Source organism: Pontibacter oryzae, from assembly GCF_003576375.1.
GTDB lineage: Bacteria > Bacteroidota > Bacteroidia > Cytophagales > Hymenobacteraceae > Pontibacter > Pontibacter oryzae.
The window spans coordinates 95,240-109,544 of record NZ_QWGE01000003.1 but is presented as its reverse complement, the minus strand read 5'-3'; the positions used below and the strand labels follow the sequence as shown (position 1 = coordinate 109,544).

Here is a 14,305-nt window from a genome sequence, read left to right as displayed (position 1 = left end):
AAAAACGTTTCTTTCAATAAGTTTTTTCGATTCATGGATTTACAAATCAAACAAGAAGGGAAATTTCAGTTTATAGATGAAGGAGAAGGCGAAGTGCTTTTACTGTTGCACGGGCTGTTTGGCGCCCTGAGTAACTGGAACGGCGTTGTAGACCATTTCTCGAAAAACTACCGTGTTGTTATTCCGCTAATGCCTATTTACGAAATGCCGCTGCACAAAGCGGGCGTGCCAGGGTTAGTGAATTTTGTGGAAGATTTCGTTAACTTGAAGAAACTGAAAGACCTGACCTTGCTGGGTAACTCGCTTGGCGGCCACGTGGGCCTGGTTTATACGCTGGATAACCCAAGTATGGTGAAGCGCCTAGTGCTTACCGGAAGCTCTGGTCTGTTCGAGGATTCCATGGGCGGCTCTTTCCCGAAGCGCGGCAACTACGAGTATGTGGAGGAGCGCGTAGGCTATACGTTCTACGACCCGAAAACGGCAACCAAAGAACTGGTGGATGAGGTTTTCTCGATCACGAACAGCAACTCTAAGTGCCTGCGCATTATCGCTATCGCTAAATCGGCTCAGCGGCATAATATGGCCAAGGATATCACAAACATTGAGGTTCCTACGTTGTTAATATGGGGCCTGAACGATACGATTACGCCGCCTTTGGTAGCCTATGAGTTTAACAGGCTCATGAATAACTCCGAGTTATACTTTATAGACAAGTGCGGGCATGCCCCCATGATGGAACATCCGGAGAAGTTTAACAGTATCTTAGATAGATTTTTAGCAAAAACACCTCTAACAAAAGCATCCGCATGATCGCAGAAGAACTCATCAACCAAATGATACCGCCGCTCAAGCTCTACGACACCGTAGACAAAGCGCTGCGTTGGATGGATGAGTTCCGCGTAAACGAGTTGCCGGTGGTTAGCAACCGTAAATACATGGGCCTCGCCACCGAGCTTGCCCTGATTGAGCTACCTGACCGGGAGCGGCAGCTAAAGGATATAGAACTGGACCATAAGGACGTAAATGTGCAGGCACATCAGCACTTTTATGATGTAATGGAGGCCGCCATTAAAAACAAGATTCAGGTGGTGCCCGTGCTGGATGAGGAGCTGGATTACCTTGGCATCATTACGGTAAACGATACGCTGGCCGCCTTTGGCCAAATGTCTGCGCTGCAGGGCCAGGGAAGTATACTTGTGCTTTCTATGCCTGAGCGCGATTACTCGCTGGCCCAAATCAGCCGCCTGATAGAGGAGGAAAATACGAAAATTCTGAGCGCCTACGTGTCGCCGGATGAGATGGACCCCTACAAAATCAAGCTGACGCTAAAGCTGAACACCAACGACCTGACCCGCATTATTGCCACGCTGGAGCGCTTTGAGTACCGCATTACGGCACAGTTCAACGAAAACACGGAGTATGATGTAGGCCGCGACCGCCTGGATATGCTCTTCAAATACCTTGATATTTAATGCTTGCGGAGTAATGTGGCTGCGGGCTTGCCTTTTTATACTTCTACTCTTACCCGGAGCCGCAGCTTTGGCACAGCCTTGCGCAGCGCCAATGTTGGTTGTCAGTGATATTACAATATCCGGCAACGAGATAACCAAAGAGCAGGTTATGCTGCGCGAACTTACCTTTGCCCAGGGCGATACCGTGGCGACAGAGTTGTTGGAGCCACTACTACAGGAAAACCAGAAGCGGCTGTCTAACCTGCGGCTCTTCCATGAAGTAAGCTATACGTATACTTGTGAAGAGGGCCGGTTACAGGTGGCCTACCAGGTGCAAGAACGCTTTTACCTGTACCCCATACCTATTTTTGATTTTGCCGACCGCAATTTTAACGCCTGGCTCGAAAAGAAGGACTGGAGCCGCATTGATTACGGCGTCAGCCTGCTCTGTAGAAACTTTAGGGGCCGAAACGAGGAAGTACGGTTGCGGGTGCAGCGTGGCTTTAACAAGCGCCTGGAGCTAGGCTACCGCATTCCGTACCTATGGCGCAAGCATAATTTGGGGGCTGATTTTAGCGTGTCAGATTACCGTAGCCGCACCATCAGTTATGCCAACCATAATAATAAACAGCGCTTTTTTGAGCAGGAGGAAGGTATACCGATAAAGCGCACAGCTTTCTCTGCGGCTGTAATCTATAGGCAGGATGTGCAGGAGCAAAACGGGCTCCGGCTAACCTATGCCACCGAGGAAATATCAGACTCTGTTGCATTCTTAAACCCGGAGTATTACAGAAAGGCAGGGCAGGAGCGGCAATACGTGCGCCTGGAGCTTTTCAGGGTGCTTAACCAACGCAATAACTTTATTTATCCCACGGCTGGCAGCTATTTTGAGGCAGGCGTTTCGCAGACCTTCTTTTTGCAACACTCGGGCTCTCCGTTTACCACAGCACGCGCAAAGTATGTACAATATGTGCCCTTAACAGCAAAGCTTTCTTATATGGCCGGTGCCGAAGGGCAGCTGCGGCTGGCAGGCAAGTATGCCTTTGCAGATAATGTGGCCATGGGCTACCGATCTTATGTGCGGGGCTATGAGCTATACGTAGTCGGGGGGCAGCACTTCGGGCTTTTTAAACAAGGCTTAACGCAGCAGTTGCTGGATATTAAAAGTATAAGGCTTAAATTTACAGATAACCCAAAGTTCAATAGCATACCGTTGCAACTGTACCTTAACGGTTTCACTGATGCCGGCTATGTGACCGATAAGGCGTTTGATGCCGGTAACCCGCTTACGAACCGCTTGCTGGTTGGCGGTGGTCTGGGCCTGCACGCAGTTACTTTTTACGATGTCGTCCTGCGCTTGGAGTATACGCTAAACCGCGAAGGCGACAGAGGATTTTATTTTAGCGGTCGGTTTCCGTTTTAACTGGATTAAAATGAAAATAGCAATACTAGGCAAGCCTTTTAACGATACCATTGCCCCCTATATACAAACGCTTTTTGATGAGCTGCAGCGGCGCAAAGCAGAGCTGTGCTTAGTTGAGCACTTTGAGCTTTTCCTTAAAAATACTATTAACCTACCTACAGGCATCGAAACCTTCCGACGTGGCGATAAGTTGAAGGATGTGGATGTGGTGCTAAGTATAGGCGGCGATGGCACCTTGCTGGATACCGTAACTTATGTAGGTGCGCAGCAAATTCCGATACTTGGTATAAACACCGGCCGGTTGGGTTTTTTGGCCACTATCCCCTACGATAGTATAAACATGGCTTTGGATGCACTGTACAAAGGGCATTATACCTTGGATGACCGGGCCCTTATACGGGTGGACTCAGACCAAGAAGTATTTGATGGCATTAACTTTGGCCTGAACGAGTTCAGTATATTAAAGCGCGATACCTCGTCCATGATAGTGGTGCACACGTATATTGATGGTGAATACTTGAACTCTTACTGGGCAGACGGTCTAGTGGTAGCCACTCCAACAGGCTCTACAGGTTATTCGCTGAGCTGCGGTGGTCCGCTGGTTTTGCCTCAAACTAACAATTTTGTGATTTCGCCCGTATGCCCGCATAACCTAAACGTGCGGCCAATGATTGTGTCGGATAAAAGCGTGATCTCCTTCGAGGTGGAAGGGCGCAGCAGTAGCTATTTGGCTGCCCTGGATTCTAGGTCAACGGCAGTAGACATGAACCTGCAACTGGCCGTGAGAAGAGAGGCGTTTGTTGCCAGGTTAGTGCGGCTCAACCATGTAAATTTCCTGTCTACGTTGCGCAGCAAGCTAAATTGGGGCTTCGATAAGCGAAATAGTCAGATAAAGTAATATTAAATATACGGAATATCATTTTTTAGTTTAGCTTTTATGCCTATTTTTGTCTTTATCTAACTTGGGCTTATTGTAAACTAGCTGATACGCCATCTTTAAGATATATTTTCGTTATGAATAAACTGTGTACCCTCTTCTTAGTGCTTGTTTTTGCCGTTTTGTGCATCGCCCCAGATGCCGAAGCACAGCGTTTTACCCAGCGTAAGCGGTATGGATCAGTTGGTGTATCTTTTGGCGCCACGAATTATTTCGGGGATATCGTTCCTTCCCCCGATTTTACCAGCTTTAGATTTAAGTCGACACGCCCAAGTGCAGGCATAAGCTATACCTATCGTTTTGCACCCCGATACTCGTACAGAGTAGGATTTACTTGGGGCCGCATTACTGGCGATGATGCGTTGAGTGCTTCTAATGATGAGCAGGAAAACCTTGGTAGATATCGCAGAAACCTGTCTTTCAGGAATGACATTAAAGAAGTAAGCGCCGTAGCCATCGTAGACCTATTTGAGAACCGTAATACGTTTCAGCGCCGCCCAGACTTTGTTCCATACGCATTTGCAGGGGTAGGTATTATGCACCATAACCCAAAAGCTTACTATGAAAATGGCTCAAGAAACCTGTCTTCTAGCAACGATATTCCAACAGGTTGGTATGAATTGCAACCTTTAGGTACCGAAGGACAGTATGCTGAGGGTGGTAATTATCCAGACCCGTACAAACGTGTTCAGATTGTGCTGCCATTTGGCTTTGGCGTGCGTTACAAAATAGACAGGTACTGGGACCTTAGCCTGGAGGTAGGCTGGAGAAAAACGTTTACCGATTACCTGGATGATGTAAGCACAAGCTATGCTTCTAAGGCAAACCTGCTGGCCGGTGGCGGCGACAACCCTACTGCCTCAGCAATTCTATCGGATAGAAGCGGGGAAACGGACTTTACAAAGCTACCAGACCCAAGCGGCACACCTTACGTTATCGTAAAAGGCTACGGCAGAGATGGGCAGCAACGCGGCGAAAGCTCTGATGATGACTGGTACATTACCACCAACTTTACCCTTAATTATATTTTATCACCGCGCATCAGAAGTCCGAAGTTTAGATAATAGATCGGACAACGCTGCGTTGTTCAACTAAACTTTGCTTACAATACATGACCTTGAATACTTTTAAACAGGCACTCCTTATTTGTTTGATGTTGCAAATAGGGAGTGTTTTTTTTAGCACCGAAGCGTCAGCGCAGATTGTTGCGCCAGTTACTACCTCAGAATTAGGCGTAGGGATCGGGGGAGCCAACTACAAAGGAGAGCTATCGCCTAATTACCGCTTTCTAAACAACCAGCCAGCCATTACGGTATTTTACCGTCGAGACATGTCGAACGCTATTACCCTGCGTGGCGGTATTATGGGCAGCCATAGAATTATTGACGATAATACTTTCAGCGATGAGGCTTATGCAGAAGAACTGCCTTACCATGCTTACCGTGATGCAGAGTTGCGGCTAAGCCTGCTGGAGCTTTCAGCAGTAATGGAGTATAACTTCCTTGATTACTATGACCGCAGCCAGCGGCCCCGTTTCTCGCCATACCTGTTTGCAGGAGTGGCAGGGTTGCTATACAATAAAAAGCTAACCTCAGAAAAGACCCCACAATTAAACGAACCTTACGAAACTGATGTAGCGGTATCGGTGCCTTTCGGGGTAGGGGTAAAGTATGCCATGAGTAAGCACTGGAATCTGGGCCTTGAGTTCGGCGCACGAAAACTATTTACAGACCAGCTGGACTATCTCTCAGAAGATAGAGAAAGCCACCTAGCAAACCCGCACGACAAAGACTGGTACTTCTACAACGGTATCAGCATCTCCTATACTTTTTATCGTAATAATTGCCCTCCTGTCTATAAGAACAAGCCTGGGTTACTAGATTAAGTAGCAATCTTTCACAAGTTTGTGTTGCTTTTTGTAACTTGCAAGGAAATTGTGTTTTAATGAATCTAAAGGAGAAAGTAGACTTAGGCAATTTACCAAGGCATATAGCCGTTATCATGGACGGTAACGGACGTTGGGCTAAGCGAAAGGGCGGGTTGCGTATTTTTGGGCACCAGAATGCCATTAAGGCTGTACGCGAGACCGTTGAGGCCGCTGCAGAACTTGGTGTCGGCTATCTGACGCTGTACGCCTTCTCTACCGAAAACTGGTCCAGGCCTGCAGAGGAAGTATCCGCATTGATGACCTTGTTAGTTTCTACCATTCGAAAAGAAACAGCAACGCTCAACAAAAACAACATACGCCTGCAGACAATTGGTAATACGGCCAGTTTGCCTAAAGCATGCCAGCGCGAGCTCAAAGAGGCAATAGAGATGACGCAGCACAATACCCGCATGACGCTAGTGCTGGCCCTGAGCTATAGTGGCCGCTGGGACCTGACCCAGGCTACGCAGCGCATGGCCGAAGCAATAGCAAAAGGAAGTTTAGCAGCTGCAGATATCAACCAAAACACGTTGGAAGGCTTTTTATCTACAGCAGGCATACCTGATCCGGAACTGCTTATCCGCACCAGTGGCGAAATGCGCATCAGTAATTTCATGCTCTGGCAATTAGCTTATACTGAGTTATACATTACAGAGTTGCTTTGGCCTGATTTTAGAAAAGAGCACCTCTACGAGGCAATTATAGCTTATCAGGGCCGGGAGCGCCGCTTTGGTAAGACAAGTGAACAAATAGTTAAGTGATAAATACACTAATGACAAGATGCATCTGGGTGCTAGTGTTTCTGCTTATGGCAGGCACGGCCTCTTCTCAAGTACTGGACAAATCTCGCCAGTCGTCGCCTATTGATTATCAGCAGCCGCGCCAGTACCGCATTGGCGGGATTAACGTGAGCGGGTATAAGTTTCTGGATCCTATAGCGCTCACTTCGCTTACAGGCCTAAAGGAAGGTGACATGGTTACCGTACCCGGAGAGGATATCAGCCGCGCCATCCAAAACCTTTGGGATCAGGGTATCCTAGGTGATGTGGATGTGACTGCACGCACAGAAGGTGAAGTGATCTACCTGACCTTTAACCTTACGGAGCGCCCACGCTTGTCGAATTTCCGCTTCTCCGGAATCAACAAAACCCAATCGGATGCCCTGAAAGACAAGGTGCCTTTACAGAAAGGCCGCATCGTGACGGATGCTGTGCTAAATAGCACACGTAATGCCGTTCGGGAATATTATATCGATAAAAGTTACCTGAACGCGAAAGTGAATATCACGCAGCGCCCGGACTCTATACTTCCAAACAGTGTGGTGCTGAACATCCATGTAGATAAAGGGAACAAAGTGAAAGTTGGCGACATCGAGATAGTTGGCAACGAGGCTTTCTCCGATAAAAAACTGCAGCGCAAGCTTAAGAGCACGAAAGAAAAACGTTTCTATAAAATCTTTACGTCATCTAAATTCAACCGCACAAAGTTTGAGGAAGATAAAGAAGCCCTGATCACTTTTTACAACAGCCAGGGATACAGAGATGCGATCATCGTATCAGACTCCGTGTACCGCATCAGCGACGACAGGTTAGGCGTTCAGATTACAGTAGACGAAGGCCAGCGTTACTATTACCGAAATATTACCTGGACTGGCAACTACCTGTACGAAGACAACTACCTAGCGCGTGTGCTGGGTATCGAGAAAGGCGATGTGTATGACCAGCAAGAACTGGAAAAACGCCTGACCTACAACCCCGCCGGTGTGGACGTATCCGCTCTTTATCAGAACGATGGTTACTTGTTTTCAAGCATTGAGCCAGTAGAGGTGCGTGTAGAGGGAGACTCGATTGACCTGGAAATGCGCGTTACCGAAGGCCCGCAGGCAACCATCGACAAGATCATCATTACAGGTAATGATAAAACCAGTGACCATGTAATTCTGCGCGAGATCCGTACGTTACCAGGCCAGAAGTATAGCCGCGACGACTTAATCAGAACAAGAAATGAACTGGCAGCTCTGGGATACTTCGATCCGGAAACGATTGGACTAAACCCAATACCAAACCCGGCTGAAGGAACAGTGGATATTGCCTATAGCGTAGTTGAGCGCCCGAACGACCAGATCAGTTTATCAGGTGGTTGGGGTGGCCCAATTGGTGCTGTAGGTACTGTAGGCTTAACGCTGAATAACTTCTCTACGCGCAAGATGCTTGACTTGTCGGAGTGGAGACCAATCCCAACCGGCGATGGCCAGCGCCTGTCGCTCAACATCCAGGCTAACGGTAAATACTATCAGTCATACTCGCTGTCGTTTACCGAGCCATGGTTAGGAGGCCGCAAGGCTAACTCTCTTACCGTAAGCTTGTTTAAAACTGTGTACAGAAGACCACAGGGTGGAGATGATTTTAGCAAACTGGATGTGAATGGTGGAGCAATCAGCCTGGGCCGACGCCTCAACTGGCCGGACAATTACTTCTACATGAATCACTCCATTTCTTATAACCGCTATACGTTGGATGATTATGTGCTTTTCCAGAATGTGGGAGATGGTGAAAACTTTAGCAATGGCATATCTAACAGTATCTCGGTTGTAAATACTATCGGCCGTTCTAGCATCGATAACCCAACATTCCCGAGACGTGGTTCTTCCCTGACTTTAAGTCTGAACCTAACACCGCCATATTCGCTTCTGTCGGATAGAAAAGATGATTTCGAATACATAGAATTCAACAAATGGATGTTTGATGCCTCTTATTTCATAAATGTGGCAGGGAATTTGGTATTCAATACCCGAGCGCATTTTGGTTTCTTGGGCACGTATAGCTCAGAAGCTGAGATTGGCCCATTCGAGAGATTTAAACTTGGTGGAGCCGGCTTAGGTGGCGGTAACGTGTTTGTAGGCACAGAGTACATCGGCCTTCGTGGATATGATGATGAAAGTGTAGTTAACGCAAACGAGACGACGCTATTGAATGCCGGTGGTATTGCTTACAATAAATTCGTGTTCGAGGCTCGCCAACTGATCTCTCCTAACCCAGCCGCTACAATTTATGGTCTGGCGTTTATTGAGGCAGGTAATAACTTTGGTAGCTATAAAAACTATAACCCGTTTAAGCTTTATCGCTCAGTGGGTGTAGGTGCCAGAATCTTTATGTCGGCATTTGGTTTGCTAGGCTTTGACTATGCTTGGAGACTAGATACCTTGCCAGGTGCAGCAGGCATGGATGCAAAACGTGGTATGTTCCACTTCATTATTGGCCAGCAGATACGCTAAACCCGATTTGAATTAGTATGAAAAAGTTTTTGTTCATCTTTTTAGCTGGCTTTTTACTGGCGTCTGTTTCTCAAGCTCAGAAGATTGGCTATATTGACTCCAACTTCATATTGAGCAAGATGCCGGCTTATAACCAGGTACAGCAAGAGATGGACAAGTATGCACAAGCCTGGCAGCGCGAAATAGAACAGTTGCAGCAGCAGGCTGATAAACTGAAACAAGAATACAGGGCAGAAGAGGTGCTGCTTACTGAAGAGATGAAGCAAAAGCGCCAGTCCGAAATCGCTAAGAAAGAAAATGAGCTGCGCGATTACCAGCGCAAGGTTTTCGGTTATGAAGGGATGATGTTTAAGCGCCGCCAGGAGTTGATGCGCCCGATACAGGACGAGGTTTTCGAAGCTGTTGAGAAAGTTTCTAAAGGCAAGGGCGTCCAGATAATGTTTGATAAATCAGGCGACCTGGTAATGATTTATACAAATCCGGTGCATGATTATACCGAGTATGTTCTGGAAGAGTTAGGTTTAGCATCTGACCGGGCAAATATGCCAGGTAACCGCCCTGCAGATGCTATTGTGGATGACCCGAATAACTTACCTGAAGTAGGAGAGGAGCAAAGTGAGGAGCAACCTCAGCAACAGCCTGCCAAAGGGAAAACAACCAAAAAGAAGTCTAACAACTAAACACCTAAATATTATTAATTAACCAACCAATGATGAACAAGATTAAATTATTAGTAGTAGCGTTCTTCCTTATTAGCTTTGCGTCTTTTGCTCAGAGCAATGACCAGCCGCTTAAGATTGGTTATACTAACGTAGAGTATATACTTCTTCAAATGCCAGAGAGCAAGCAAATTGAGTCTCAGCTGAAAGACCACAGCACACAGCTAGAGAACCAGCTTAAAGGCAAGTATGCAGAGTATGAAAGCAAGCTGCAAGCCTATGAGAAAGGTGCTGCCACCATGGATAAAACTATCCGCGAAGACAAGGAGAAAGAGCTTATGAACATGAACAACTCTATTCAGGAGTTTCAGCGTACGGCGCAAATGTCCTTGCAGCAAAAAGAGAAATCTCTGGTAGATCCAGTTATTGCTAAAATCGATAAAGCTATCAAAGATGTTGCAAAAGAAAGCGGCTATACCTACGTTATCAGCAACCAGGCTTTACTTGCAGGCCCAGAGGATGGCGATATCTCTCCGCTAGTGTTAAAGAAGCTTGGTGTCGACCCAGCTAAAGCCCAGCAAACTCCTGAGCCAGCTGCCGCTAAGCCAGCCACTACCACAAAGCCAGCAACAAGCTCTAAGAACACAAAGAAGAAAAACTAAGTAAAGTTTTTTGCCAATAAGTAACGGAAAGCCGATGTATATACTTCGGCTTTCTTTTTTATACCTACAGTAGTTAATAACCGTGGTAGAATACACAGAATCAGAAAACGCGGAAGATTCCGATGAGCTTTATGAGCACCATCGGATTGTAGTGGATAAGGGCCAGGCCTTGCTGCGGGTAGATAAGTTCCTGATGGACCGTCTGCCAAACGTAACCAGAAACAAGCTCCAGAGCGCTATCCGCTCCGAAGCGGTGCAAGTAAATCAGAAACCAGTAAAGGTAAGCTATAAGGTAAAGCCTTTTGATGTAATAACAATTACATTGGCAGAACCGCCCCGGGAAACAGACATTACACCTGAAAATATCCCGCTTACCATTCCCTATGAAGATAATGAGTTGCTTCTGGTTAATAAGCCAGCAGGCATGGTGGTGCACCCAGCTTACAATAACTGGAATGGCACGTTGGTTAACGCGCTCACGTACCACCTTCAGAACCTGCCTACACACCGCAACGGGGAAGGAAGGCCAGGGCTGGTACACCGTATAGACAAAGATACGTCTGGCCTTTTAGTAATTGCCAAGACGGATTATAGTATGGCCTATCTGGCCAAACAGTTTTTTGACCATAGTATAGAGCGTACATATTATGCGCTTGTATGGGGTGTGCCCAAAGAACTATCAGGCACCATTACAGGGCATGTAGGGCGCAGTGCCAAAGACCGGAAGGTAATGACTGTATACCCAGCCGGTGACTACGGGAAGCATGCCGTTACGCATTATAAGGTGCTCAGGAGCTTTAAGTATGTATCTCTTGTGCAATGCAACCTCGAAACCGGTAGAACGCACCAGATACGCGCCCATATGAAGTACTTGGGGCATCCGCTATTTTCAGACGCTACCTATGGAGGCGATAAGATTTTGAATGGCATGCCAAACGGAACGTATAAGGCATTTGTAGAGAATGCATTTAAACTCATGCCTCGGCAAGCGTTACATGCCAAGTCACTAGGTTTTCTGCACCCTGAAACAAAACGGTTCATGCAGTTCGAGTCTGATTTGCCAGAGGACTTCCAAGCGGTACTTAGCAAGTGGGAACTCTACGAGGAAGCCCTTTAAGGCAAAGCTACATACATAAACATGAAAGGCCTGCTCAATGAGCAGGCCTTTCATGTTTATGTATGTAGCTGAAGTTACTTTTTCTTAGCTGGAGTTTTAGAGATCTCCTTAAGAGCGGCTTCAGCTTGAGGGTTGCTAGGGTCAAGGGTTCTTACCGCTGTCCAGTACTTGATAGCATTATCTCTTTCGCCTTTCAGGTAATAGTAGTACCCAAGGTAAGAGTTAGCCTCAATCAGATCCCTTTTATACTTCTCTGGTTCTGCGCCAGCCTTACTGATAAACTGCTCATAGTATGGCTTGGCTAAACCTTTCTCAGTTTCAGGGTCTTGGCTAGCGTTGGCACGTGCTCTCCAAAGATAACCGTACGCATAATCTGGGTTGGCTTCTACTACTTTGGCATACGTGCTGTCAGCCTGAGTAAAGAACTGATTTGCCTTTTGAGGATTTCCTGTTCCCGCATTTTCCTCACCGGCCATCATATAAATGTTACCCATGTAGTAGTAGTCTGCATTGCTTGGCTCTACATTCTTACGCTTACGCTTGTAAACTTCAATAGCTTTGTCGTATTGGTTGTTACGGGCGTACATGTTAGCAAGCTCTGAGTATAACTCAACGTTGGCATCGTTCATCTGCAGCGCTTTCTCCAAGTTTTCAACAGCCTTAGCTGGCTGGTTGTTTTTACCAAGGATGCGGCCATAGTACTCATAATCCTGCGCAATCATTTTGCTAGGATCAGTTTTCTGCATATAAGTCTCGATCGCCTGTAGTGCTTTCTCTGGTTGGTTCAGCTCTAAGTATGAGTATGCTCTCAAACGATTCATAACCGTGTTATTCGGCTCCTTCTGAAGAACGCCTTCAGCAGTTTGCAAGGCCTTATCATAGTTCTTGGTTAAGAACAGGAAAGAAGCATATTTCGCTTTTGTTTCAGGTGTATCCTCGGCCAGGTTTACATACTTCTGGAATGTAGATAACGCTTTGTCGTACTGGCCTGCAAAGTAATATAATTCGCCTAAATCGCGGTAAGCAGGGGCAAAGTTAGGGTCTAAGTTAATAGCAGCCTGAAAAGCCTGCTCTGCTTCCGGATAGTTGCGTGAGCTTGTGTAAAGCTGACCTCTTTTCAGGTAAGCAGTAGCATACTTGTCATCCAATTGGATGGCTCGGTCATAGTTAGTCATTGCCTCACCACCTTTTTTAAGAGACAGATAAGCATCACCAAGAATTACATTAGCTACTGCGTTCTTATTATCACGCTCTAAAGATTGCTTCAGGTATTCAATGCCCTTATTAATCTGAGCTTCAGTTGCATTTGGAGCATTAACATAAGCTTCACCGATCATGGCAAGCACATAAGGGTCTTTTTTGCCTTTGCCGCTTAGTGCTTCGTTAAACTGCTGCTCAGCTCTAGCCTGATCGCCTTTTTGCATGGCAATCTTACCTAACCCAACATAGTTGATATAAGATTTTTTGTTATTGCTGATACCCTGGTTGAAGTAAAAAGCAGCAGAATCCGGCTTATCAGTGCGCAGGTAAATATCGCCTAGTGCAAAGTAAGCGTTATCAGCAGCTTTTTTGTCGTTCAGCTGAGACTTATAGATAGATTTTGCTTCTTCATAACGCTCTAAATCAAGGGCTTTTCTTCCTGCGTCACCTGACTGCGAAAATGCAGCAGTAGCAGGGAAGGCAGCCGCCATTATGGCGATGTACTTCCAGTTATGTGTCATTGTATTATAGTTTAGTTGTTTCTTTTATTTGGATTGCCTGGAGCTATTCGTTGCCTAGTCCTATTACCCTAACTGGCATAGTGGCAGGCACCAAACCAGACTTAAGTATAAGGCGCTGGCCTTTGTCTCCCGCAACATAGGATGCAAATCCTGTGCCAAGACCCGCTCTGCCCTCTGTACTGATAATGTACAAGTAACGGCGAAGTGGGTATACCTGTTGCGCAATGTATGCCTGGTATGGCTGATAATACTTATCTGTAGTGATAGGTGCGAGGTCTTCGCTAATGCCTAAAACCTTGATCCTGTTTAAGAAGCCTACGGCTGTAGAGTCATCGAAATCGCTGATCCAGTTTACACCGATTACGCCAAGTGCATTCTTATTTTCAGTCACATAATCGATCAGCGCTTTATGTGAGTTTGAGGCAAATGTATTGCCTGGCAGTTTACTGCCAGCTATCAATGAGTCGCGCACATAACGGGCTGTGCTTGAGTTATTGTTATCAAAAACAATAGTGATATCACCCAGTCCTGATGCTTCATCTAACTCAGCCCAGCTTTTGATCTGGCCATTAAATATTTTCTTAACCTCTTCCAATGTCAGCAGCGAGTCAGGGTTCTCTCTGTTAGTAATCAGTGCAACGGCATCTATGGCAATCTTGGTAACGCGAGGAATAAGCTTTCGTTTATCAAAGATTGCTTTTTCATCAGCAGTGAGCTCCCGGGAGAGAATAGCTATTTTCGTGCTATCGTTTAAGAGGTCTTTTATCACTTCGCCTTCCGGCTTGTAGGAGGCATCGATGTTTGCATACTTGTATATGCCTTCAAAGGTCTCCACCTCAGAAGCAATTATAGGCTGAAACGACTCATCGACACTGATGTTGATATCTCCAGTTGTAGGGGTGTCTAGTGGTGTGCCAGAGTTCCCACAACCCATAAGTGTGCTTAGAGCTGCAATGGTGGCTATACTTAGTGCTTTATTAATCTTCATATCTATCTTTATTCGATCGGATGCTGTTGTACACTCTTACAAATCTAACAACTCCATACAAGATGAGGATTCCACCAAGCATGTACTTTATGCTATCTGATATATCGAGGCGTAGGCGCTCCCCGGCAAAAATAATAAACAAGCCA

General features: G+C 46.3%; 13 protein-coding genes. 11 read left to right on the top strand and 2 right to left on the bottom strand.

Features of this window, described 5'->3' with window-relative positions; all coding sequences use genetic code 11:
* The first annotated feature begins 33 nt into the window (after positions 1-33).
* From D1627_RS09195 to D1627_RS09145, 11 genes are all read left to right on the top strand, one after another.
* Positions 34-810 carry an alpha/beta fold hydrolase gene (locus D1627_RS09195; RefSeq protein WP_119431964.1) on the top strand — a complete coding sequence of 259 codons (777 nt, stop codon included), beginning with the start codon at positions 34-36 and terminating at the stop codon, positions 808-810.
* Positions 807-1,472 (top strand): CBS domain-containing protein, encoded by a 666-nt coding sequence (locus D1627_RS09190; RefSeq protein WP_119431963.1) that lies wholly within the window; start codon positions 807-809, stop codon positions 1,470-1,472. Before D1627_RS09195 ends, D1627_RS09190 begins: the two co-directional genes overlap by 4 nt.
* A gap of 91 nt (positions 1,473-1,563) precedes the next feature.
* Positions 1,564-2,874, top strand: a complete 1,311-nt coding sequence (locus D1627_RS09185; RefSeq protein ID WP_119431962.1) for a BamA/TamA family outer membrane protein — start codon at positions 1,564-1,566, stop codon at positions 2,872-2,874.
* Positions 2,875-2,884: 10 nt separating this feature from the next.
* Positions 2,885-3,772, top strand: coding sequence for an NAD kinase (locus D1627_RS09180; protein ID WP_119431961.1), 888 nt, complete (start codon positions 2,885-2,887; stop codon positions 3,770-3,772).
* Between the two features lie 116 nt (positions 3,773-3,888).
* Entirely contained in the window at positions 3,889-4,875 is a 987-nt protein-coding gene (locus tag D1627_RS09175) for a DUF6089 family protein (RefSeq protein WP_119431960.1), read from the top strand.
* Between the two features lie 47 nt (positions 4,876-4,922).
* The gene (gene porG, locus D1627_RS09170) at positions 4,923-5,696 is read left to right on the top strand and encodes a type IX secretion system protein PorG (RefSeq protein ID WP_119431959.1); all 774 of its coding nucleotides are present in this window, start codon (positions 4,923-4,925) and stop codon (positions 5,694-5,696) included.
* Positions 5,697-5,755: 59 nt separating this feature from the next.
* A complete protein-coding gene (locus tag D1627_RS09165; RefSeq protein WP_119431958.1) occupies positions 5,756-6,499 on the top strand; it encodes an isoprenyl transferase in 744 nt (247 codons plus the stop codon).
* Between the two features lie 11 nt (positions 6,500-6,510).
* Entirely contained in the window at positions 6,511-9,012 is a 2,502-nt protein-coding gene (gene bamA / locus D1627_RS09160; RefSeq protein ID WP_119431957.1) for an outer membrane protein assembly factor BamA, read from the top strand.
* A 17-nt stretch (positions 9,013-9,029) separates the two neighbouring features.
* Positions 9,030-9,692: an OmpH family outer membrane protein gene (locus tag D1627_RS09155; protein WP_119431956.1), complete on the top strand. Its 663-nt coding sequence runs from the start codon at positions 9,030-9,032 to the stop codon at positions 9,690-9,692.
* 29 nt (positions 9,693-9,721) lie between these two features.
* Positions 9,722-10,333: an OmpH family outer membrane protein gene (locus D1627_RS09150; protein ID WP_233555575.1), complete on the top strand. Its 612-nt coding sequence runs from the start codon at positions 9,722-9,724 to the stop codon at positions 10,331-10,333.
* An 82-nt stretch (positions 10,334-10,415) separates the two neighbouring features.
* The gene (locus D1627_RS09145) at positions 10,416-11,450 is read left to right on the top strand and encodes an RluA family pseudouridine synthase (RefSeq protein ID WP_119431955.1); all 1,035 of its coding nucleotides are present in this window, start codon (positions 10,416-10,418) and stop codon (positions 11,448-11,450) included.
* 74 nt (positions 11,451-11,524) lie between these two features.
* Here D1627_RS09145 and D1627_RS09140 read toward each other — a convergent pair whose 3' ends face one another.
* Both D1627_RS09140 and D1627_RS09135 read right to left on the bottom strand, forming a co-directional pair.
* Positions 11,525-13,171, bottom strand: a complete 1,647-nt coding sequence (locus D1627_RS09140) for a tetratricopeptide repeat protein (protein WP_119431954.1) — start codon at positions 13,169-13,171, stop codon at positions 11,525-11,527.
* A gap of 43 nt (positions 13,172-13,214) precedes the next feature.
* Positions 13,215-14,159, bottom strand: a complete 945-nt coding sequence (locus D1627_RS09135; protein ID WP_233555574.1) for a PstS family phosphate ABC transporter substrate-binding protein — start codon at positions 14,157-14,159, stop codon at positions 13,215-13,217.
* Positions 14,160-14,305 lie beyond the last annotated feature (146 nt).

Excerpts from the sequence above, each read along its gene's own strand:
- D1627_RS09195 (WP_119431964.1), top strand. The coding sequence starts at position 34 with ATGGATTTACAAATCAAACAAGAAGGGAAATTTCAGTTTATAGATGAA.
- D1627_RS09190 (WP_119431963.1), top strand. The coding sequence starts at position 807 with ATGATCGCAGAAGAACTCATCAACCAAATGATACCGCCGCTCAAGCTC.
- D1627_RS09185 (WP_119431962.1), top strand. The coding sequence starts at position 1,564 with ATGTTGGTTGTCAGTGATATTACAATATCCGGCAACGAGATAACCAAA.
- D1627_RS09180 (WP_119431961.1), top strand. The coding sequence starts at position 2,885 with ATGAAAATAGCAATACTAGGCAAGCCTTTTAACGATACCATTGCCCCC.
- D1627_RS09175 (WP_119431960.1), top strand. The coding sequence starts at position 3,889 with ATGAATAAACTGTGTACCCTCTTCTTAGTGCTTGTTTTTGCCGTTTTG.
- porG (WP_119431959.1), top strand. The coding sequence starts at position 4,923 with ATGACCTTGAATACTTTTAAACAGGCACTCCTTATTTGTTTGATGTTG.
- D1627_RS09165 (WP_119431958.1), top strand. The coding sequence starts at position 5,756 with ATGAATCTAAAGGAGAAAGTAGACTTAGGCAATTTACCAAGGCATATA.
- bamA (WP_119431957.1), top strand. The coding sequence starts at position 6,511 with ATGACAAGATGCATCTGGGTGCTAGTGTTTCTGCTTATGGCAGGCACG.
- D1627_RS09155 (WP_119431956.1), top strand. The coding sequence starts at position 9,030 with ATGAAAAAGTTTTTGTTCATCTTTTTAGCTGGCTTTTTACTGGCGTCT.
- D1627_RS09150 (WP_233555575.1), top strand. The coding sequence starts at position 9,722 with ATGATGAACAAGATTAAATTATTAGTAGTAGCGTTCTTCCTTATTAGC.
- D1627_RS09140 (WP_119431954.1), bottom strand. The coding sequence starts at position 13,171 with ATGACACATAACTGGAAGTACATCGCCATAATGGCGGCTGCCTTCCCT.
- D1627_RS09135 (WP_233555574.1), bottom strand. The coding sequence starts at position 14,159 with ATGAAGATTAATAAAGCACTAAGTATAGCCACCATTGCAGCTCTAAGC.